We start from the raw sequence: 20310 nt of genomic DNA on the forward strand, positions 1-20310 counted from the left end.
TTGAGTTTCGAATGTCTCTACTATTATAATGGAAGCCATAAGGAAGATCAAAATTTAACCTGTATCCGGCCAATTATCCCCACCTGCATCCGTAACGGAGGTCTTGGAATGACACAACAAGGGTATGAAAAACTCGGCCTCTTTTATCTTGGTCGGGAAGTCAGCATGGACAGCGGTGCCGAGTCTGCCCTGCCACTTCTTTATAAATCCTCCCACCTGACCACCCATGCGGCTATCATCGGCATGACCGGCAGCGGCAAGACCGGGCTGGGGATCGCGCTTATTGAAGAGGCGGCAATCGACAATATCCCGTCCGTCATTATCGATCCCAAGGGAGATATGGGTAATCTCCTCCTCGCCTTTCCGGAGCTGCAGGCGAAAGATTTCGCCCCTTGGGTCGATCCGGGGGAGGCCGAGCGCAGGAAATGCAGCGTTGAGGAGTACAGCAAAAGCGTTGCCGACACCTGGCGAAACGGGTTAGAGAGCTGGGGACAGGATGGCGAACGGATCAGGAGGTACTGCGGTCGGACGGAGCGCACCATTTATACGCCAGGTGCGACTGCCGGTATGCCGGTTGCGGTGTTTGCAGGACTTGAGGCGCCGACGAAAGAGGTGGCCACCGACCCGGATACACTCAACAGTCTAATCGCCTCCACGGTCACTTCGGTCCTGGCCCTGGTCGGGGTGAGTGGTGATCCACTGAAAAGCAGAGAAAATATCCTGCTCAGCTCAATTCTCCTCTATTACTGGCAAAGGGGGGAGAACCTGACCCTGGAAACTCTCATTGGTGCCGTGGTGAGTCCACCGTTTAACAGGATCGGGGTGTTCGCTCTGGACACGTTTTTTCCCCAGGCGGAAAGGATGGAGCTTGCGCTGTTAATCAACAATATCATGGCCAGTCCCGGTTTTGTTGCCTGGACACAAGGTGAGCCGCTGGATATTCAGCGCATGCTCTATACCGAGGAGGGCAGACCGAGAACCTCTATTTTTTCCATATCTCATCTCAGCGAGCCGGAGCGCATGTTTTTTGTGACCATGCTGCTCAACAGGTTTGTGGACTGGATGCGCCGACAGCAGGGGAGTTCGTCCCTGAGGGCACTTCTTTATATGGATGAGATATACGGTTATTTCCCGCCGACGGCGAATCCACCGTCCAAGAAGCCGATGATGCTTTTACTCAAGCAGGCGAGAGCCTACGGTGTTGGCGTGGTCTTGGCCACCCAGAACCCTGCGGATCTCGATTACAAGGGACTCTCAAATATAGGATCCTGGTTTGTCGGGCGATTGCAAACAGAACGGGACCGGCAGAAGGTGACGGACGGGTTGCCGATGGATGAAGGAAGCGCAAGCCGCAGGCGCGTCCGGGAACTGCTCGCCGACATGAAGGCTCGAACTTTTATCCTGAACTCGGCAAAGATGGACGAGCCGCTTCTCTTTACCACCCGTTGGGTCATGTCCTACCTGAAAGGACCGATCTCCGTCAGCGATATCAGCAGACTGATGGCTGATCGGAGCGTGATGCAACCGGCACAACAACAGGCGCCTACGTCCATTGACCTGAGAGGCAGAGGAGCTGTGTCGAACATCAGGCCCATGGTGGGAGCTGGTCTCAACCAAAAATTCCTGTATCACCCGAACCTGACCGATGAACCTGTTTTCAGCCCGTGGCTGGTCGCCTCCTGTCGGGTTAGATTTTATAACAGCAGCCGTAACATCGATGAGGTACGGGATATCTGTTTGCGTCTGCCGGTGGATTCTAAGAGCCACTCGGTAGCCTGGGAGGAGAGTGAACCTTTTTCATATGATGATTTCGACCTGCAGGCGCACCCGGCCATGCAGAGTCGATTTGCTCCACTCCCGGCAGGTTGGGAAAATATCGTGCACACTCGGAGTTGGGAAAAGACGTTTGCCGACTTTCACTACCAGAACCAACGGCTGGAGCTCTACCGGGTGAAATCGCTGAAGCTTGAGTCCGATCCAGGTGAGTCCCAGGGGGATTTCAAGGTTCGGGTTGCCGATCTCTTGCGTTGCAGACGAGATGAGGCTGTCAGCCAGTTGGAGTCACGTTATGCGGTGAAAGAACGTAGGCTCAGACAACGTCTGGAGGATGCGAGGCTCAGGTTGATCAAGGAAAAGGGGGACGTTACATCCAGGACGACCGACACGATTATCTCCTTTGGCGCGGCCGTAGTGGGGGCGCTGTTTGGCAGGAAGAAGCTGTCTGCAACGACGATTTCCAAAGCTGGAACGGGGCTGCGTAATGTTGGTCGGGTGGCCAAGGAGAAAAATGATGTGGAGCGGGCTGAGGAGAAAGTGGCGGCCCTTGAGTTGGAGCTTGAGGAGCTCGGACTTGAGCTTGAGAGCAAAATTGACACCTTCACCACTGACCTGTCAATCGAGTCGGTTGAGATCGAACCCTTTTATATTACTCCGAGAAGACAGGATATTTTTAACCTGAAGATGTTCCTGTTGTGGGAACAGCGATATATGTAGATACGGTTCAGGGCGATAAAGGCTGCAAGGCTGCGGTCAAAAGACGGCGGTATCCTGGAGCAGGGACGTACTCGAAAAATAGCACGGGAGGTTTGTAGTTGAAATCTGTCATGCACCCTAGCCGATGATAATGTTGCGCAGCTCGTCGGTGTCATCTTCCTTTATGGGAAAATGGTCCTGCAACACGTTGCCCACCTGGGTGATGGCCTGGCAGAGGGCCTCACCCTGTTTGCCGGTTTTGATTCCCCTGGTGAGTTCGGCGACGATGTCCTGCCAGAGGTCTGGCTCTATTTTCTCATTTATCCCCCGGTCCGCAAGAATCCACACCTTGCGTTCCAGGACAGAGACAAAAACAAGAATGCCGTTCTCATCCCGCGTTCGATACAGTCCTTCGCCGTAAAATGCGGTTATGGCGGCTTCCTCCACCTCCTCCTGTACCTGGCTGCCCGGCAGAAACATCCGGGTAAGGGTGACGTTTTTTGACACCAGGTAGCGAAAGGGGAAGAAGAGTATGGCTGAAAACGCGAGGAACAGCCACATGTTCTGTGAGCCCAGCCAAAGGGTGGAACCGAGCAGGGATGTGAGCAGCAACGCCAGCGGGATGGTGAGAAACAGCCCCCCTGCAACCGAGGCGGTGGGATAGTTATGGCTGGCGGTTACGACCATCGGCACGATCTCCCCCGATGTCACCTGTTCCATACGCTGGACGGTCTCCGTGATTTTTTCCCGCTCGTGCTGCGAGAGAAACTGCTCTGCCAATTTTTTCATTTTACTCTATCGCAAAAGTTTTAGTGATTACCAGCCTCCTGAGGCGCCGCCGCCGCCAAATCCGCCGCCACCCCCTCCGAAGCCACCGCCGAAGCCACCGCCCATCCCTCCCCCGGAGGGTCCGCGATATATATAGTCCCCATGACTTCTTCTGGTCGTGCGCCTGGCCTTGGCAAAACTTGAGGTGACGATCGCACCAACTAAGCCGACGGGCACCAGGAGCATAAGGATAAACCACTGAGGGCCGAGGATCAGGTAGCCGAGAATCGGGGCGATTGCACCACCGAGCAGGGCGGCCAGGATCTTGTTCCTGCCAAAGACCTTGCCGATGAAAAAGAGACCCGCAGCCAGCGTCACCGCAAAACCAGCGGGGTCTTGGTTATTTTCACCGCCGGTTGCCAAACTCGACGAGTCGAATTCACCTCGCACGCTTGCCATCATTGCCCGGACTCCGGCCTGAATACCGGCATCGAAGTTTGCCTGCTTGAAGTGGGGCACAATAATGTTTCTGATTATCCTGCCGGCTCTCAGATCAGTCAAGCGACCTTCCAGACCGTACCCCACCTCTATGCGAAGCTTGCGCTCATTTCTGGCCACCAGCAGTATTGCGCCGTTGTCCAGACCGGAGTGGCCAATCTTCCACTGTTCTGCCACCCGCAGGGAATAATCTTCGATGGGCACCCCTTCGAGAGAGGTGACGGTTAAGACGACGATCTGGGTGGACTGCTCTTCTTCAAACAGTTTCAACTCCCCCTCAAGCCGGGCTGCTTGAGCTTTGGAGAGCAGTCCGGCATAGTCATTAACCCGAGCGGTTAATTGCGGTATCGCAAATCCGCGCGCAAGCCCAGGCAACTGCAACAGGGTGAGGAGCAGTACCATGCAGGCTGATCGTAAAGGTGTACCCATTGGCTCCTCACCCTCTACTGGAAGCTGACCTGCGGAACCGTTTTAGCAGCTCCGTCTGCCTTAAAGTACTCTTTTCGCTCAAGGTTCAGAAGGAAGTTGTTGGTAAGGTTCTGGGGAAACTTCCTGATAGAGCCGTTGAAGATCCGCACCGTCTCGTTGTATCTCTGTCGTGCCACGTTAATCCTGTTTTCAGTCCCTTCTAACTGGTTCTGGAGATCGAGGAAGTTCTCGTTGGCCTTCAGGTCGGGATAACGTTCCACCACCACCATGAGCCTGGAAAGAGCCGAACCAAGACCCGATTGTGCGGCCTGAAACTGACCCATCTTTGCGGCGTCGGCCAGGTCCTGCGGGCTGAGCTGGATTGAGGTTGCCTTGGAGCGAGCGTTTATCACCGCCTCCAGAGTCTCTTTTTCATGGCTGGCATAGCCTTTTACGGTTGCCACCAGGTTGGGGATCAGATCTCCCCGACGCTGGAGTGCAGCTTCAACGTCGGCCCAGGATTTGAATACTGCTTCTTCTTTCATCTGCAGCGAATTATAGCCGCAGCCTGAGATGAGCGATATGGAGATGAAAAATAATGCAAACAGCCTCAGTGTACGTAGCATGATACCTCCGACAGGTTCTCGATAATTAGCAAAAAGAAGAAAAATATCTTTTAATCACAATAATATACCTTAACTCGATCGCTGTCCAGAAAAACTGGAATTTTTCCTTGACACCCCATATATCAGCAAGCCTGGAGGCAGGAGGTCGGCCATCGCCTTGAAAGCCCTCACTGAGTTGTTGCAGAAAAAGTGATAGAAACACCTGGTAGGTAAGAAAACTTTTGCAAGACGACAATGCAGTACCTGAGTTGATCCCTGGCCAATCAGACTTTGCATTTTCACATCCATCAGCTTCTTGCTATTGCCTTAAAACGATAGCGCTAGGCAATAGACAGAGAATTGAGATATATAATCCGACAGACCACCTCAATTGAAGCAGCAACAGAAAGTTTTAAAACAATATATCATGCTAAAAAACTAGACAGCCGTGAGCCATGACATTTTTCGATCTTCCTCCGGTGTATTCGGACCTTCAATGTCATATACACATATCATGTGTTACAGGTTGTCCATCCCCCTGAGAACACAATAATAACAAAAAAAACCCGCAATCCTCTCTGGATTGCGGGCTTTGGAGGACCTCTATAAAAGTCCTTTGAAAATGGTGCCGAAGGTCGGAGTCGAACCGACACGGGTCTCCCCACACGCCCCTCAAGCGTGCGCGTCTACCAATTCCACCACTTCGGCACAAAAACTTTATTCGCCAGTCGTACCCTCGCTGTTCTGTTCTTCTGCAGCACTGTCCGTCGCCTTTTCTTCGGCTGCCAACGGCACTACCTGTTCAACTGCTGCGGGTTCGCTGATTGACATTCCAGACATCACAGTTGATTTGCTTGCCTGAGATGAAATATACGCTAACGTAACAGAAGTCAACATAAAAATGACAGCTACTGCGGTTGTTATTTTATTCAACAGCGGCAGCGGACCTTCTGTTCCGAAAAGTGATTGACTGGATCCCCCGAACGTTGCACCTATGTCAGCGCCCTTTCCGTGCTGGAGCAGAACTATGCCAACCAGAAACAGGCATACGACAACATGTACAATGATCAGTAGAGTATCCATACAATAACAACTTTTTTATGCAAAATTAATTATCCGCCCGAACGACTCAGCGTCAAGGGCAGCTCCACCAACGAGGGCGCCGTCAATATCCGGCTGTGCCATCAACTCATCAACGTTGGTTGGTTTGACCGAGCCACCATACAATATTCGGGTTCGCTCGGCAACGTTTTTTTCATAAATTTTTTGCAAAACGTCGCGAACGGCCACGTGAGCTTCCTGTGCCTGTTCCTTTGTTGCGGTTTTCCCGGTGCCGATTGCCCAGACCGGTTCATATGCGACAACCACATTCATCATATCATCTGCAGCTACACCTTCAAGCCCTTTTCTCACCTGAGCTTCCAAGACCGCGAATGTAGATCCGTTTTCCCTCTCATCAAGAGTCTCGCCGATGCATAAAATCATCAGAAGCCCAGAGGCGAGCCCGCCCCGTAACCTTTTGTTGATCATCGCGTCACCCTCCCCGAACAGTTGACGGCGTTCGGAATGACCGACGATTGCCGCAGTCCCCCCGGCATCCTTGACCATCAACGGAGATATCTCTCCGGTGAAAGCGCCTTGATTTTCCCAGCAAACATTTTGCGAGGCCACAATGATCGAGCTCTTCTGCAAAACGTGGGACACCTCGCTGAGAATGGTGAACGGCGGAGCCAGCAGAACCTCTCTGTCTTCGTACTGGTAACATTTTTTTGCCACCTCCGCGGCGAGCCTGCAACCGTCGACAACGGTGGTGTGCATTTTCCAGTTACCTGCTATCAGCGCCTTTCTCTCTACCATCCGATACTCCATGTGATTTTATCTATCATTATGCTTAATCCAAGGCGACCACGCCAGGAAGAGGCTTACCTTCCATCAACTGTAAAAATGCTCCGCCCCCTGTGGACATATAGGAAACATTACGTTCTTCTCCGGCTTTCTTGACCGCCGCGTTGGAGTCACCGCCGCCTACGATTGACAGGGCATGTGACGAAGCAATCTCCTGGCACAACGCCATCGTTCCCCTGGCAAAAGCATCCATTTCAAATGCACCCATGGGGCCGTTCCAGATGATTGTTTTCGCATCCTGCAGCGCCTCCTTGAAATAGATGGTGGAGGCGGGACCTATATCAAGGGCCATCCATTCTTTTGGGATATCGCTGAGCGTCACATTTTTGGTCACCGCATCCGGTGCAAACCGGTCGGCTACCACAAAATCGACCGGGAAGTAGAGTTTTACACCTTTTTTAGCCGCAGCTTCCGTAAACCTGGCTGCCGTATCCAAAAGATCCTCTTCTATCTTTGATGCTCCGACGTCCACCCCCCTGGCTTTCAGGAAGGTATTTGCCATGGCCCCGCCGATGATCATCCGATCAACCTTTTCCAACATATTTTCAAGGGCTCCAAGCTTTGAACTCACCTTGGCCCCACCGACCAGCGCCACCAGAGGCCGTACCGGGTTATCCATGGATTTATGAAAATAATCCATCTCTTTTTCAAGGAGAAACCCTGCCGCCTTATCCCTCACCTTTCCTGCAACCCCCACCACGGAGGCATGTGCCCGGTGGGATACTGCAAACGCGTCGTTGACATATACATCGGCAAGTTTTGCAAGCTCCTCGGCGAATCCCTGATCGTTGGCGGTTTCCTGTTCGTAAAAACGCAGATTTTCCAAAAGCAGAATCTCGCCGTCCTGCATCGCCTCGACCAGGGCTTCGACCTCCGGACCGATGGTGTCGGGCGCAAGAGTTGTCTTGACCCCGGTCAGTTCCTGCAGACGGCCGGCAACCGGTGCCAGGCTGAACTCTTCAAGCCTTTTTCCCTTGGGACGCCCGAGGTGGGAACAGATAATCAGCCTGCCCCGTTGCTCAAGGATATGACGAATCGTCGGCAGTACCATTCTGATGCGGATATCGTCGGTGATATTTTTTTCCTCGTCCATCGGGACGTTGAAATCAGCCCGGAGAAGAATTTTCTTTGAGCCAAGCTCAAGATTGCGGAGAGACTTCATCATTTACCTCGCATTACTATCTGATAATTTAACAAGAGCACCTGAACATACCTCACCTGGATATTTCATGAAATACCAGGTTGCGTGATATCTCTTTGCATAAGCAGCGCGTCGTCAACCGGCTCGCGATAGTAGCCGCGGCGCAGGCCTACCTCGTAAAACCCGTTTTTCCGATAGAACCCGACCGCCTGGTTGTTTTTCGACCGGACCTCGAGATAGAGAACCGAACATCCCTCCTTGACCAGTTTACCGATGAGATGGTCGAGAAGTTTCTGGCCGATGCCCTGCCTGCGAACCGCCCTTAGCACGGCAATTTTATGAAGCTCGGCCTCCGGCGGGACGACCTGCGCCTTGTACCAGCCCTCTATTTCGGCCCTGTCACCTTCCAGGGATTCGGCCACATAAACGTAATCCCGGCCCTGCTGCAGTTCATCCGTCAGTTCTGCAACAGGCCAGGGACTGCGTGTTTGTGATTCAATTTCAGCAAGCTGTGGCAGATCGACCGTGGTCAATCGGCGAATACGCATCGCCCTTACGGTTAAAACATCGATTCGGCCACATGCACGGTGAGGTCGCCGAGCATATTGGTGTAGCTGCCCAGTTCGTTGTCGTACCAGCCATACACAACGGCCTGGGTTACCGGGACATTGAGGATAGGATCGGCACCAGCGGCCAAACTCTCCGCCTTAACCTTGGACAGATCAACCTGGATATTGGCGGTCCTGGTATGGGTTTCCGCCCCTTCGATTATTGCCGCAGCCGCCGGCATGCCGATGATATCGGAGGACACGTTCTGCTTTTCACTGAACAGCAGATAACTGTTGTTGGCCGCATATTCCTTGTAGATCTGGTTCAGGTTTCCCCTCTTTATCGGATTCTCCAGGTCATCCTGCAGGTTCAGTACCAGGATGATCAGGGAGCCGGTTGAAGTCGGGACCCGTACCGATTCAGCCATGAACCCGATCGATCCCATTTCCGGGATTACAAGAGACAGCGCCTTTGCCGCACCGGTGGTAGTCAGGATGATATTGTTCAGTATCGACCTGTTTTTCCTCAGGTCAGAAGCGCCGGATTTAGGGAGCCGGTCAAGAACCTGCTGACTGCCGGTCGCCGCGTGAACGGTAACCATCGACGCGCTCATTATTTTGTCCGCGCCTATTTTCTCCATAAGCGGCTTGATCATATAGGATAGACAGGTGGTGGTGCAGGACGCGGCGGAAATCAGCGAGTGCCTACCGCTGTCGTACTTCTCCTCGTTAATCCCCATCACGGTGGTGAACGCATCTTCCGGCATCTCCAGTCCTTTGGACTTGATTTTAAAAGGTGCCGACAGAATCACCTTTTCCGCACCAGCGTGCATATGACCCCGCAGGGAGCCCTTACTCACATCCGGGTCGGCGGTCGGATCGGTGAACACCCCGGTGGTATCAACCACCAGCTTGACGCCGTTTTCCTGCCAGGCAATTTCTCCCGGATTTCTGGAAGAACGCAAAATGGTTACCGGAACACCGTTGACCACCATCGTTCCCTTCTCTTCGTTTAGCTCTTCAATGACTCGGGGGCATTTATGTCCGTACAGATAGGTCCCGAGACGTCCGTAAGTGGAATCTCTTTCCAGCATCGACGCGAGATCTTCCAGACTCGAACCGACCTCCCTGCCTATATTGGCGACTATCCCGGAAAAATATTTCTTGGACACATTGTGCCAAAGAGACAATTTACCAATCCTGCCTAAACCATTGATGCCTAATTTCATAGCAATGGATCTCCTTTGCAATTAATATGGAGTATCTTTTTTTTTTCAAAGCAACACGCTTTGAAAAACTCTTTTGTAAACAAACAGCGCATCTATTATTTACTCCGTTTTGTATCACTAACTCTATTGTTGCGCAACATTAACATTTAATAATTTTTGCTCTTTCCCAATGAAATTTGACACTCCTTTACTCCGTGGTACTCTAGTCAAAAGATACAAACGTTTCCTCGCTGATGTGACGCTTGACTCCGGAGAAACGATCACCGTTCACTGCCCCAATACCGGCACCATGCTCTCCTGCTCGGCGCCGGGCAGTATGGTCGGTCTGTCGGTTTCGTACAATCCCAAACGAAAATATCCGCACACCCTGGAAATGGTTCGTGTCGGCAACAACTGGGTGGGAGTTAATACCGCCCGGACCAACAAACTTGTGGCCGAAGCGGTAGAGCAGGGCAGGATCGATGAATTTCAAGACGTCCACAGGATCAAGAGCGAGGTAAAAACCTCTTCGCACACAAGGCTCGACCTCCAGATCTTCCATGGGGAGTCAACCACTTATGTCGAGATAAAGAACTGTTCGCTTGCACAGAATCATTGCGCCATGTTCCCAGATGCCGTAACTGCCCGGGGCACCAAGCATCTCCAGGAACTTGCCAGGCTTTGCCGGGAAGGCAGCCGGGCCTGTATTTTCTTTCTGGTGCAGCGCGCAGACGCCGACCGTTTCGCTCCGGCATCACACATCGACCCGGTGTACAGCATGGAGTTGTCAGCCGCTTCTGCCGCCGGGGTTATGGTACTTGCCTACCAGGCAAGGGTAAGCCCGGAAGCAATAAACATATACCGGCAGCTACCCGTCGAGCTCGACCAGGCTGCCCGATGAGGAACCGTAACACAGCATGATTCCTGGTTACAGAGGACCACTGACAGCCCTGCAGACAACAGCTTAGGCAGTTCACAGAGCAGATTTATAAGACGTTATAGGTTTCTGCTCCCCCCATAAATGTTGCCACGGCTAGTCCCTGCAGCTCCCAGCCGTCAAACGGGGAATTGGCCGCCTTGGAAAAACTTTTGGCCGCATCAAAAATGTATTTTCTATCCGGATCAATCACCGTCACATCGGCGGTTTTTCCCACGATGAGAGTTCCCCCGCCAACCCCAAGAATTGCGGCGGGATTACAGCTCATCAGTTCAACCAGCCGCTGCGGACTCAACAACTCCTCGCGCACCAGGGCGAGACTGAGGGAGAGGGAGGTCTCAAGTCCTGCGATACCGTTGGCGGCAATATTGAACTCCACCTCCTTTTCAAGAACAGTGTGGGGCGCATGGTCGGTTGCAATGACGTCAATGGTCCCGTCTGCAAGCGCTTCCACAATAGCCCTCCGATCGGCTTCACTGCGTAGCGGCGGATTCATTTTCGCATTGGTGTTGTAACCGGTTACCGCTTCTTCAGTGAGAGAAAAGTAGTGCGGCGCGGTCTCTGCCGTCACCCTGACACCTCTTTCTTTTGCCGCCCGAATCAGGCGAACAGCCGCCACGGTGCTGACATGGGCAATATGAATATGGACTCCGGTCAGTTCGGCAAGCTCTATTTCCCGCTGTACCATTATCGATTCCGCCGCTGCAGGAATACCGCGAAGCCCCATCCGGGTGGACAGTTCGCCCTCGTTCATGCACCCGCCCCTGCTCAATGCAAGCTCTTCTGCGTGGGAAATCACCAGCAGTCCGTGCGATGAGGCGTATTCGAGAGCCCGCCGCATCAACTGGCTGTCGACGACCGGACATCCGTCATCGGACACCGCTACGGCTCCCTCTTTTTTCATTTCACCATATTCGGCAAGTTTTTCCCCCTTAAGCCCGGTCGATATGGCGCCAACGGGATAGACACGGGCGTTGCACTGCGCCGCTTTTTCCCTGATAAAGGCGGTGACCGTTGCGTTGTCGTTTACAGGATTGGTATTGGGCATGCACGCCACACCGGTAAACCCTCCGGCGGCTGCGGCCATGGTACCGCTCGCGATCGTCTCTTTGTACTCCTCCCCCGGCTCACGCAGATGCACGTGCATATCTATCAACCCGGGAACCACCCAGCACCCGTCGACATCCAGCACCCGGCAATCGGCGGACTCAACCGATCCGGGCTCAACAATGTTCCCGTTCAGTATCCAGACATCTTCAACCTGGTCCCTGCCCTGAAGCGGATCTATTACCCGGCCGTTTTTCAGTATCGTAAAGTTGCTCATCAGTTTTCACCTTGTCCGTCGATCACCTTCGCACCGCCAAGTACCAGATAGAGTAAAGCCATCCTCACGGCAACCCCGTTGGTCACCTGGTCTAGGATAACCGACCTGGGCCCGTCAGCCACCTCGGGATTCAGCTCCACACCTCTGTTGATCGGACCGGGATGCATGACAATCGCGTCGTCTGCTGCATTTTTGATACGTTCATTGTTGATTCCGTAGCATCGGGCATATTCACGCAGACTTGGAATCAACGAATCGTTTTGCCGCTCAAGCTGAATTCTCAAGGCCATAACCACATCAGCGCCATCTAGCGCTTCTTCCACACTACTGCACACCCTGGCACCGAGAGAAGCCAGTCCGGGCGGCATAAACGTCCCCGGTCCCGCCACAGACACCATCGCTCCCATTCGGGAAAAACCGATAATGTCGGACATCGCCACCCTGCTGTGGGCGATATCGCCGATTATCGCTATTTTCAACCCTTCTATCCGCCCCTTGTGTTCGACAACAGTCAACATGTCCAGCAATCCCTGGCTGGGATGCTGGTGGGTTCCATCCCCCGCATTGACGACGGACGCATCAATGTGCTTGGCCAGAAGCTGCGGAGCCCCAGAGCTGGAATGCCTGACAACAATGATATCCGGTTTCATCGCCTGGAGATTGGCCGCAGTATCGATCAGGGTCTCCCCCTTTGTCGTAGAACTCGTAGAGGCGGCGATATTGAAGGTGTCCGCACTCATCCTCTTGGCGGCAATCTCAAAAGACATCCGTGTCCTGGTCGAAGGCTCGAAAAAAAGATTTATGATGGTCTTTCCCCTCAGGGTCGGTACCTTTTTTATCGGCCTGTTGGAGATCTCCTTGAAAGATTGAGCGGTTCGCAGGATATACGTGATATCCTGCTCGGAAAGCTGGTCGATCCCGAAGATATGCTTGTGGCAAAACTGATAATCAGAAGGCAGATCTTTAAGCATTTTTTTCCCTTAATCTATGAGGTTTGCCAGTCGTCCCCACCTGATCGACGTGAATCGGTCCAAGGAAAAGAGCGGTTTGTCGATGTCCCACGACCAGTAGAGAATGAATGCCTTGCCGAGAATATCCTTCTGGTCGACAAACCCCCAAAAACGGCTGTCGTAACTGTTATCCCTGTTGTCGCCCATTACAAAGACCCGGTCCTCGGGGACAAGAACCGGACCGAAGTTGTCCCTTGGGTTATCCCGGCCACTGAGAACGGTGGCGGAACTGATAAATGCATGTGGATCGTCAATCGCCTGTCCATTGACAAAAACTTTCTTGTTCTTTATCTCAATCGTGTCTCCGGGAGTTCCAATCACCCTCTTTATGTAGTCGACGGACCGGTCCCGGGGAAACTTGAACACGATCACCTCCCCCCTTTCAGGATCTCTGACCGGGATGAGCACCTTGCCTGAAAATGGGATACGCAGTCCGTATATGAACTTGTTTACCAGCAGATGATCGCCGATCTGCAACGTCGGCAACATTGATCCCGAAGGTATCTTAAAGGCCTGGACGATAAATGTGCGGATAACCAGAGCAAGCAGAACTGCAATGCAGATAGCTTCGAAATATTCCCTGAAAGTCGATTTTTTGTTGGCCTTGATACTCAATTTGTTCCTCTTTCTTCGCTGATTTTTTTCACCTCGCAAAAACCCACCCAAAATTACTTGAATTGATATACAATTACAAGAAAGTTTGGTAAAACGGCCGAGAAAGAACGGGTAACACCAGATAATTGGTTCAACACACTCTCTGACCCAACATGTAGTGCTTGCGCCAACCGTATGTTTTATGTCGCTAATTTATCTCCGTGTAAATACGCCCCTTCCTAACAAATACCCCTTGTCTTTCTTGACAAATAGTGCAATATATGACCTAATGATTGTAAATATTTGGTAAAGATACTGAGAGGGCACCAAACCTGTCTGTGCCGTTGATACAGGAAAGTCTTACAACATAAATTCAACCTGTCACCACTCATACGGAATATGGGAATTTTTTCGAACAACGAACTGGTAGTTGGTATCGATATCGGATCTCATGCGGTGAAGATTTGTCAGCTCAAGCGTTCTTCCGGCAACTATTCGGTCATCGCGCTTGGAAGTGCACCGTTGCCTGAGGGAGCCGTCGAAGACGGTACTCTCATGGAGCCAGAATCTGTGAGCAAAGTGATCGCCGGCCTGCTGAAAAACCTCAAAATAAAAAACAGGAAAGTCGGATTTTCCATTTCGGGCTACTCGGTGATTGTAAAAAAAGTCAACCTCAAAGCCATGGACGACGCCCTGCTCGAAGAACACATCATGGCCGAAGCGGAACAGTACATTCCCTTCGACATGGAAGATGTCTACCTTGACTATCAGGACCTGAAGACATCCACCGACAGGAACGACCGTACCGATGTCATGCTGGTGGCCACGAAAAAAGAAATTGTCGACGAGTACCTCGAAATGTTCGACGGCCTTAACCTGCAGCCGGTTGTGGTCGATGTCGACGGCTTTGCCTTTGAGAACAGTTACGAGTGCAATTTCAGCAAGGACGAGAACGTGGCCCTGATCGACATCGGCGCCTCCAAAATGCACATCAACGTCCTCTCGGGCGGGGTCTCGGTCGTCGCCAGGGACATTATCGCCGGCAGCGGACAGATAACCGAACAGATACAGAATGTTTTCGACCTTGACTTTGAAGAGGCGGAAAAGCTCAAACTCGGCGCCCTTCCAGCCGAAGACCGTACCGCGGAAATTGAGGATATCTTTGCCGCAACCTGTACCCAGTGGGTCCTTGAAGTAAAAAAAATCCTCGATCTTTACGCAGCAAATAATCCCGACCAGCCGTTACAAAAACTAATACTCAGCGGCGGCGGCTCCAAAGTGGCGGGACTGACTGAATTTCTCGAGAAAGAGACCGGCATAGAGGTTGACATCTTCAACCCGTTCACCAACATGACGTCAAACAGGAAGAAAATCGACGGAGATTACCTCGCCGCCGTCGGGCCGGAGATGGCTATCGCCGCAGGCATAGCGCTCAGATCATCTGCTATTTAAAAAACCCTGCCAAAGGTTCACTATGCTAAAAATCAACCTTCTGCCGATCAAGCAAATAAAAAAGCGGGCCAAGGCACGCAAACAATTTCTCGGGATGATACTGCTGTTCCTGATGGTTTGCGGACTGCTGGCAGGTACGGGATATCTGCAGGCCCGAAAAATTTCCTCCATCAGGACACAGATTGCAGCGCTGAATGCGGAAAAAAACTCTTACGCCTCGACCCTGAAAAAAATAGAGCAGCTCAAAAAAGATAAACAGGAGCTTGAAAGAAGAACCCAGGTCATCAATAAACTGAAAACAGACTCTTCTCTTACCGTCAGGGTTATCGACGAGGTCGCCAATCGTATCGACAATGAACGGATGTGGCTGACCTCTTTTCAGCAGCAGGGAGGATCACTCAGCCTCGCTGGCGTAGCACTGGACAACCAGACAATAGCCCAGTTTATGGACAATTTGAAGGAATCGCCCTTTGTCCGTGATGTCTCCTTGGCCAATTCATCGCTAAAGAACGTTTCCGGCAGGAATCTAAAAAGTTTTTCACTGAGTTGTGCCGTTTCACAGCCTGCTGAACAAACGCCAGAAAATGTTGCCGCTAAATAAACATGAAAATTTAGCCTATTAAAACGAGTATGAAAAAAGGTAATTCCGCATTTTCCTCCTTTATAGACAACAGATTCATTCCCCTGTCCAACAAGGCGAAACTGGTTATCCTGGTACTTATTGTCGCACTTCCCACGGTGGCGTTCTATTTTGCATATTACCAGCCAAATTCAGAGACCATCGCCTCGCTTGAGAGACAGAAAGCAAACATTGAGAAACAGCTGGCGGAAGTGAAAAGAAAAGCCGCCAACCTTGAAAAATTCGAACAGGAACTGGCCCAGGCTCAGGAAAAATTTCTTGAACTGGCCGTACTGCTGCCCAAGGAAAAAGAGATCCCGAAACTGTTAAAGGATATTTCATCCCTGGGGCGCACCGCAGGGCTTGACTTCAATATTTTCAAGCCGCTGCCCGATGTCCCGAAAGACTTTTATGCGGAGATCCCCATTTCCATCAAAGTCCGGGGACCATACCACAATATGGGTTTCTTTTTTGACAATGTCAGCAAACTGGAAAGGATCGTCTCCGTTACCAACGTAAAGATGAGCTCTCCTAAACAAGAACAGGGGGAGATGCTGCTCAATTCCGACTGCAGGCTGCTGACCTATCGATTCACCAATGTTGAGCTTCAGAAGAAAAAACCTAAAAAGTGATCCTTATGAACACCTATAAAGCAGATATAAAAGGTCGTATCGTAACTGGCTGCGCGGTCTTTTTGATCACTCTGGCGTTGCAGACAGGGCAGCTTTTCTGCGCCGTTTCGGGCGAGGAAGCCGGCGCGACCCAGCCGACACCAGCAAAGATCCAGCCTCCTGCCGCGCAAAAAGAACTTTTCAAGTATGCTCTTGAAAACAGAAAAGATCCTTTTGTCCCTTTCATTACCGAAAAAGCAGCTTCCGCCAGCAAGGTCAACATGAATGAAATCGTCGATGTGGAAAAGCCGCTTACCGGGATGCAGTTGTTTGAACCCGGACAGTTGACCCTGGTGGCCCTGCTCAGCCGAGGCCGAGAAGATCTGGCAATGGTTCAGGACTTTACCGGCAAGGGATATATCCTCAAAGAGGGCATGAAAATAGGCCGAAGGGGTGTGGTCAAAGACATCGCTTCCAACAACGTTATAATTGAAGAGACTGCCGTGACCCGTGCAGGAAAGAAAATCATTACAGAAGTCGTGATGATACTCAAGAAAGAGGGAGAAGAATAGAAAATGCTTAAATGGCTAGAAAAAACCAAACCGGCTGTTTTTTCCGCATTTTGCATCTCGTTCATTTTGCTGGCAAGCTTTGCAAAATCAGAAACAACAGTTTCTTACGAAATAACGGCTGTAGAAAGCTCGCTGTCTGACAGCACCCTCACCTACACCATCAAGGGAGCGTCGAAGCCGGTTTATACGGTTACCGAGCGTTTTGCTCCGTTCAGGGTTGTCGTAGATATCGCCGGGGGTGTATTTAGCGAGACGGTACCTGCGGCAACAACAATGATCCCTGAAAATCCTTTCTGTTCCCTTGACATTGAGGACCTTGCCCAAACCGAACCTCCCATCAAGCGATTTGTTTTCAAGCTTGCCGACAGCCACGATTACAAAGTCGACGACTCCGGCGACGGCCTGGGCCTTACTTTTGCACCGGCCGCCCCGGATGGCTCCGAAACCACCGGGACCATGAAGGGAACTGTCCTCACCAATTTCCAAATTGCGTCAACGCCTAAAAGCACCACCGTCTCCATAGTCGCCAACGGCACAATCGAGAACTACACAGTCGACTCCATCGGCAGCGGGCCAAAGGATCCTCCGCGAATGTTCATTGATATTGACGATGTTGCGGTAAACGAACTTGTCAAGGAGAAAAAAATCGGTTCGACCTCCCTTGACAGGATCAGGGTCGCTCCCCGTGGCAACGGGGTACGAATCGTGTTCGACTCCGCAACCGATAATCCTCTCGTCTATTCGGTAACCCCGGACCCCAACGGGCTGACCGTTGTTATCGACGAGACCGCAAACATCGCCGCAGCCGGTGATGCCGCTACAGCTGATGCCTCCACCATCGATCAGCTCATCTCCTCTTCGGAGAGACTGCTCAATGAAGATTCAAACGGATCATCAGTATCCGCAAAAGTTGCCGAGCTTCGCGATGATTTCACCTTTGCCGGATACCAGAAGCAGAGGGTCAGCTTCGATTTCTACAAAATAGACATCCATAACGTCTTCCGCCTTTTCCGGCAGATAACCGGCCTCAACATTATAATTGATGAAGATGTCAAGGGCAGCCTGACCCTCGCCCTCGACGACGTACCTTGGGATTTTGCTCTCGACATAATTCTCAATCTGATGGAGCTGAAGAAGGAAGAAAAATTCAATACCCTGGTCATCTATCCCGCCAAGAAAGAATTTATCTGGCCGACCCGTGCCGAAGACAACCTGGCGTTCGAGGCGGATGTCGCCGTCATTCAGGAGGAGGCTCTTATCGTTGAGCAGGAAACCAGCCAGACCAAAGAGATCATGATGGCCAAAGAGCTGATGGTCAAGGCGCAGAAAGCTGAAAAGCGTGAAAAATTTGAAGATGCAGCCTCCTTTTACGAGCAGGCCTTTGAACTGTGGCCGGAAAACAATAAAATCGCCAACCGGTTGTCATCTCTTTACCTGGTCCATATGGGCATGAACGCCAAGGCGCTTTTCTACGCAAAGAAATCCCTTGAGATCGCTCCCAACGATACCAGCGCCGCACTTTATGCGGGCATCGGCTCCGCCAATATGCAGCGAATTTCCGAGGCCAGGGAATATTTCACCCAGTCCATAAGCGGGTCGCCGCCGATGAAAGAGGCGCTGCTGAGCTACGCCGCATTCAGTGAAAACAACGGGCTCAACGATGCTGCACTCAAACTGCTTGACAAGTATCACTCCTTCTATGGCGAGACTGTGGACACCATGATCGCCAAGGCAAGAATTCTCGACAGGCTTGGACTTCGCAAGGATGCGGCCGACCAGTATCTCGCGCTGCTCGCCTCAGGGTACCAGCTTCGTCCTGATCTCAGGCAGTATATCCAGGACCGACTTGCCGACAAGGACTTGAAATAAGTTAAAGTAAACTTTGAATATTTATAAACATCAAATGTCCAAGGGGTTTTTATGATGGCCATAAAAAAAGCATTCCTGTCAGGTAGCCTCTTGCTACTCTCGTTATCAATTGCGTCCTGTTTTTCCGATCCTCAACAACATGGTTCGGCTCCGTCCCAGGAAACAATGAAACCAGCCGAGAGCGTAGTCGAGGCCCCGCCAAAACCGGCAACTCTTCCCGTCACGTACCAGATGGCAAGTTACGTTGTTGACCGGACCGGCGAGGAAGACATTTCCATCGCCGCCGAGAGCGTCCTGAAAGTGGGAGCCCGTATCACCTCCACCCAGGGTCCGCAACCGCTTTGGGATATAGTTAAAAGACTTGTCGCCCTGAAGGGAATGAACGTTTCGTGGGCAAGCGACGTCGACCGCAACGTCCTCGTGGATGTCGACATCAATGCCGATGACGATTTCTATCAGGCTCTTGACAATATGCTGCGCCAGGTGGACTACTTTCATGAGGTGCACGGCAAAACGCTGGTTATAAAATACCGGGAAACCCGGAGCTTCCAGATCGCCATGCCGTTCACCAAGCAGAACTACACCACCGAGGTGGGGGGAAATGTTCTTGGCGGCGGTGATACCTCAAATGATATTGGAGGCACCATCCAGCTCGACAGTAAAGACAACAAATTCGATATCTGGGAAAATATCGAGACTAACCTGCAAACAGTGTTCAACATCTACACCAGCACCAAGGCGGAGCAGGCGGTCAGAGCTGCTGCCGACATGAAGGCGGACGCCAAGGCCGACCCCAGTGAAGATTCCAACGTGACAGCCACGCCAACCCCGCCCAGAGGGGCCACGGGGTTTTACCTCATCGATAAACCGGTCGGCATTATTACGGTAACAGCTCCGCGCCCGATGCTTGAAAAAATAGAAGATTACTTCGCTACTCTCAAGAAAGCCCTCTATCGACAGATCTCCATTGAGGCAAAAATTATCGAGGTCCAGCTCTCGGATGCGTCAAGCATAGGGATCAACTGGTCCAACGTGCTCAAGGATTTCTCCATTAACGGTGCGGTTCAATTCGGTGCCAACGGCCAGGTATACCCATTCGTCTACAATAATCCCGAAGTCAACGGCAGCAGGACCTATCTCGGTGAAGACCAGGGCTCATTTTTCAAGACCATCGACCCTGGGCAGTTTGTTTCTAAAATTTCACTGTCCCCTGCAAATTTTAACGTACTCCTCAATGCCCTCAAGGAAGAGGGCGATACCAGGATTCTGTCGAACCCGAAACTCTCGGTCATGAACGGCCAGCCGGCGCTTATTACCGTCGGCAAAAACGTCACTTATATTGACGAGATAAAATCAGACAGCGAAACTGACAGTGACATCATAACATTTACCGTTGAAACGGAACGTATTCTCTCAGGCATTGGCATGTCGCTCACCGCGACAATTCTCGGGAACGACGAGATCATCATGAACCTCGTGCCCATCACGTCCGAACTTGAGCCAATCGAGTACATAGATGTAGGAAACCTCGGCGGAAAAGTCGGGTTACCCGTTGTCAACGTGAGGGAGATGAGCACCACAGTTAAGGTTCGTGACGGCGAAATGCTCGTAATAGGCGGCCTTATCAGCAATGTCGACCAGAAAAATGGTGAATTCGCCCCGATCCTCGGCGATATTCCCCTGCTGCGCTATCTCTTCGGATATGAAGAGAAACAAACGCTGAAACGGGAGCTTATAATTCTACTGAGACCCCGGATAATATAAACTGA

At 51.7% G+C, this 20310-nt stretch carries 19 protein-coding genes and 1 tRNA gene; 8 read left to right on the plus strand and 12 right to left on the minus strand.

Annotated elements, in window-relative coordinates; all coding sequences use genetic code 11:
• Positions 1–108 precede the first annotated feature (108 nt).
• Positions 109–2493: an ATP-binding protein gene (locus BLQ17_RS13100; protein ID WP_176761222.1), complete on the plus strand. Its 2385-nt coding sequence runs from the start codon at positions 109–111 to the stop codon at positions 2491–2493.
• 117 nt (positions 2494–2610) lie between these two features.
• Here the strand turns inward: BLQ17_RS13100 and BLQ17_RS13105 are convergent, their stop codons facing one another.
• From BLQ17_RS13105 to BLQ17_RS13145, 9 genes are all read right to left on the minus strand, one after another.
• Positions 2611–3261 (minus strand): TPM domain-containing protein, encoded by a 651-nt coding sequence (locus BLQ17_RS13105; protein WP_092223572.1) that lies wholly within the window; start codon positions 3259–3261, stop codon positions 2611–2613.
• Between the two features lie 27 nt (positions 3262–3288).
• Positions 3289–4167 (minus strand): TPM domain-containing protein, encoded by an 879-nt coding sequence (locus tag BLQ17_RS13110; RefSeq protein WP_218121781.1) that lies wholly within the window; start codon positions 4165–4167, stop codon positions 3289–3291.
• Positions 4168–4181: 14 nt separating this feature from the next.
• Positions 4182–4772: a LemA family protein gene (locus BLQ17_RS13115; RefSeq protein ID WP_092223576.1), complete on the minus strand. Its 591-nt coding sequence runs from the start codon at positions 4770–4772 to the stop codon at positions 4182–4184.
• A 602-nt stretch (positions 4773–5374) separates the two neighbouring features.
• A tRNA-Leu gene (locus BLQ17_RS13120) sits at positions 5375–5459 on the minus strand.
• Positions 5460–5468: 9 nt separating this feature from the next.
• On the minus strand, positions 5469–5834 hold the full coding sequence (secG, locus tag BLQ17_RS13125; RefSeq protein ID WP_092223578.1) for a preprotein translocase subunit SecG: 366 nt from the start codon (positions 5832–5834) through the stop codon (positions 5469–5471).
• A 15-nt stretch (positions 5835–5849) separates the two neighbouring features.
• Positions 5850–6608, minus strand: coding sequence for a triose-phosphate isomerase (tpiA, locus tag BLQ17_RS13130; RefSeq protein ID WP_092223580.1), 759 nt, complete (start codon positions 6606–6608; stop codon positions 5850–5852).
• 34 nt (positions 6609–6642) lie between these two features.
• Positions 6643–7818 (minus strand): phosphoglycerate kinase, encoded by a 1176-nt coding sequence (locus tag BLQ17_RS13135; RefSeq protein ID WP_092223582.1) that lies wholly within the window; start codon positions 7816–7818, stop codon positions 6643–6645.
• 65 nt (positions 7819–7883) lie between these two features.
• Positions 7884–8345, minus strand: a complete 462-nt coding sequence (rimI, locus tag BLQ17_RS13140) for a ribosomal protein S18-alanine N-acetyltransferase (protein WP_092223584.1) — start codon at positions 8343–8345, stop codon at positions 7884–7886.
• An 11-nt stretch (positions 8346–8356) separates the two neighbouring features.
• The gene (locus BLQ17_RS13145; RefSeq protein WP_092223585.1) at positions 8357–9574 is read right to left on the minus strand and encodes a type I glyceraldehyde-3-phosphate dehydrogenase; all 1218 of its coding nucleotides are present in this window, start codon (positions 9572–9574) and stop codon (positions 8357–8359) included.
• A gap of 169 nt (positions 9575–9743) precedes the next feature.
• Between BLQ17_RS13145 and sfsA the strand changes: the two genes are divergently transcribed.
• Positions 9744–10454 carry a DNA/RNA nuclease SfsA gene (gene sfsA / locus BLQ17_RS13150; RefSeq protein ID WP_092223587.1) on the plus strand — a complete coding sequence of 237 codons (711 nt, stop codon included), beginning with the start codon at positions 9744–9746 and terminating at the stop codon, positions 10452–10454.
• A gap of 85 nt (positions 10455–10539) precedes the next feature.
• On the opposite strand, the gene BLQ17_RS13155 is transcribed toward sfsA, so the two are convergent.
• From BLQ17_RS13155 to lepB, 3 genes are read right to left on the minus strand one after another with little or no spacing between them, the layout of a single operon-like run.
• Positions 10540–11814 carry a dihydroorotase gene (locus BLQ17_RS13155; protein ID WP_092223589.1) on the minus strand — a complete coding sequence of 425 codons (1275 nt, stop codon included), beginning with the start codon at positions 11812–11814 and terminating at the stop codon, positions 10540–10542.
• Complete coding sequence (locus BLQ17_RS13160) at positions 11814–12785, minus strand: aspartate carbamoyltransferase catalytic subunit (protein ID WP_176761223.1); 972 nt, start codon at positions 12783–12785, stop codon at positions 11814–11816. The genes BLQ17_RS13155 and BLQ17_RS13160 overlap by 1 nt, the downstream gene beginning before the upstream one ends.
• A 9-nt stretch (positions 12786–12794) precedes the next feature.
• On the minus strand, positions 12795–13439 hold the full coding sequence (lepB, locus tag BLQ17_RS13165) for a signal peptidase I (RefSeq protein WP_176761224.1): 645 nt from the start codon (positions 13437–13439) through the stop codon (positions 12795–12797).
• A 378-nt stretch (positions 13440–13817) separates the two neighbouring features.
• Here lepB and pilM point away from each other — a divergent pair, with 378 nt between their 5' ends.
• The 6 genes from pilM to mshL all read left to right on the plus strand — a co-directional run bounded on the left by pilM (position 13818) and on the right by mshL (position 20305).
• Complete coding sequence (gene pilM, locus BLQ17_RS13170) at positions 13818–14870, plus strand: type IV pilus assembly protein PilM (RefSeq protein WP_092223594.1); 1053 nt, start codon at positions 13818–13820, stop codon at positions 14868–14870.
• Positions 14871–14892: 22 nt separating this feature from the next.
• Entirely contained in the window at positions 14893–15471 is a 579-nt protein-coding gene (locus BLQ17_RS13175) for a PilN domain-containing protein (RefSeq protein ID WP_092223596.1), read from the plus strand.
• A 29-nt stretch (positions 15472–15500) separates the two neighbouring features.
• A complete protein-coding gene (locus BLQ17_RS13180; protein WP_092223597.1) occupies positions 15501–16121 on the plus strand; it encodes a type IV pilus inner membrane component PilO in 621 nt (206 codons plus the stop codon).
• A gap of 5 nt (positions 16122–16126) precedes the next feature.
• Positions 16127–16672 carry a pilus assembly protein PilP gene (locus tag BLQ17_RS13185; RefSeq protein WP_092223599.1) on the plus strand — a complete coding sequence of 182 codons (546 nt, stop codon included), beginning with the start codon at positions 16127–16129 and terminating at the stop codon, positions 16670–16672.
• A gap of 3 nt (positions 16673–16675) precedes the next feature.
• Positions 16676–18541 (plus strand): AMIN domain-containing protein, encoded by a 1866-nt coding sequence (locus BLQ17_RS13190; RefSeq protein WP_092223601.1) that lies wholly within the window; start codon positions 16676–16678, stop codon positions 18539–18541.
• 165 nt (positions 18542–18706) lie between these two features.
• Positions 18707–20305, plus strand: coding sequence for a pilus (MSHA type) biogenesis protein MshL (mshL, locus tag BLQ17_RS13195; RefSeq protein ID WP_176761225.1), 1599 nt, complete (start codon positions 18707–18709; stop codon positions 20303–20305).
• The last annotated feature ends 5 nt before the right edge of the window (positions 20306–20310 follow it).

The organism is Desulforhopalus singaporensis, assembly GCF_900104445.1.
Taxonomy (GTDB): domain Bacteria; phylum Desulfobacterota; class Desulfobulbia; order Desulfobulbales; family Desulfocapsaceae; genus Desulforhopalus_A; species Desulforhopalus_A singaporensis.

What these genes read in the sequence shown, in the direction of transcription:
- BLQ17_RS13100 (WP_176761222.1), top strand. Translation starts at nt 109, where the DNA reads ATGACACAACAAGGGTATGAAAAACTCGGCCTCTTTTATCTTGGTCGG.
- BLQ17_RS13105 (WP_092223572.1), bottom strand. Translation starts at nt 3,261, where the DNA reads ATGAAAAAATTGGCAGAGCAGTTTCTCTCGCAGCACGAGCGGGAAAAA.
- BLQ17_RS13110 (WP_218121781.1), bottom strand. Translation starts at nt 4,167, where the DNA reads ATGGGTACACCTTTACGATCAGCCTGCATGGTACTGCTCCTCACCCTG.
- BLQ17_RS13115 (WP_092223576.1), bottom strand. Translation starts at nt 4,772, where the DNA reads ATGCTACGTACACTGAGGCTGTTTGCATTATTTTTCATCTCCATATCG.
- secG (WP_092223578.1), bottom strand. Translation starts at nt 5,834, where the DNA reads ATGGATACTCTACTGATCATTGTACATGTTGTCGTATGCCTGTTTCTG.
- tpiA (WP_092223580.1), bottom strand. Translation starts at nt 6,608, where the DNA reads ATGGTAGAGAGAAAGGCGCTGATAGCAGGTAACTGGAAAATGCACACC.
- BLQ17_RS13135 (WP_092223582.1), bottom strand. Translation starts at nt 7,818, where the DNA reads ATGAAGTCTCTCCGCAATCTTGAGCTTGGCTCAAAGAAAATTCTTCTC.
- rimI (WP_092223584.1), bottom strand. Translation starts at nt 8,345, where the DNA reads ATGCGTATTCGCCGATTGACCACGGTCGATCTGCCACAGCTTGCTGAA.
- BLQ17_RS13145 (WP_092223585.1), bottom strand. Translation starts at nt 9,574, where the DNA reads ATGAAATTAGGCATCAATGGTTTAGGCAGGATTGGTAAATTGTCTCTT.
- sfsA (WP_092223587.1), top strand. Translation starts at nt 9,744, where the DNA reads ATGAAATTTGACACTCCTTTACTCCGTGGTACTCTAGTCAAAAGATAC.
- BLQ17_RS13155 (WP_092223589.1), bottom strand. Translation starts at nt 11,814, where the DNA reads ATGAGCAACTTTACGATACTGAAAAACGGCCGGGTAATAGATCCGCTT.
- BLQ17_RS13160 (WP_176761223.1), bottom strand. Translation starts at nt 12,785, where the DNA reads ATGCTTAAAGATCTGCCTTCTGATTATCAGTTTTGCCACAAGCATATC.
- pilM (WP_092223594.1), top strand. Translation starts at nt 13,818, where the DNA reads ATGGGAATTTTTTCGAACAACGAACTGGTAGTTGGTATCGATATCGGA.
- BLQ17_RS13175 (WP_092223596.1), top strand. Translation starts at nt 14,893, where the DNA reads ATGCTAAAAATCAACCTTCTGCCGATCAAGCAAATAAAAAAGCGGGCC.
- BLQ17_RS13180 (WP_092223597.1), top strand. Translation starts at nt 15,501, where the DNA reads ATGAAAAAAGGTAATTCCGCATTTTCCTCCTTTATAGACAACAGATTC.
- BLQ17_RS13185 (WP_092223599.1), top strand. Translation starts at nt 16,127, where the DNA reads ATGAACACCTATAAAGCAGATATAAAAGGTCGTATCGTAACTGGCTGC.
- BLQ17_RS13190 (WP_092223601.1), top strand. Translation starts at nt 16,676, where the DNA reads ATGCTTAAATGGCTAGAAAAAACCAAACCGGCTGTTTTTTCCGCATTT.
- mshL (WP_176761225.1), top strand. Translation starts at nt 18,707, where the DNA reads ATGAAACCAGCCGAGAGCGTAGTCGAGGCCCCGCCAAAACCGGCAACT.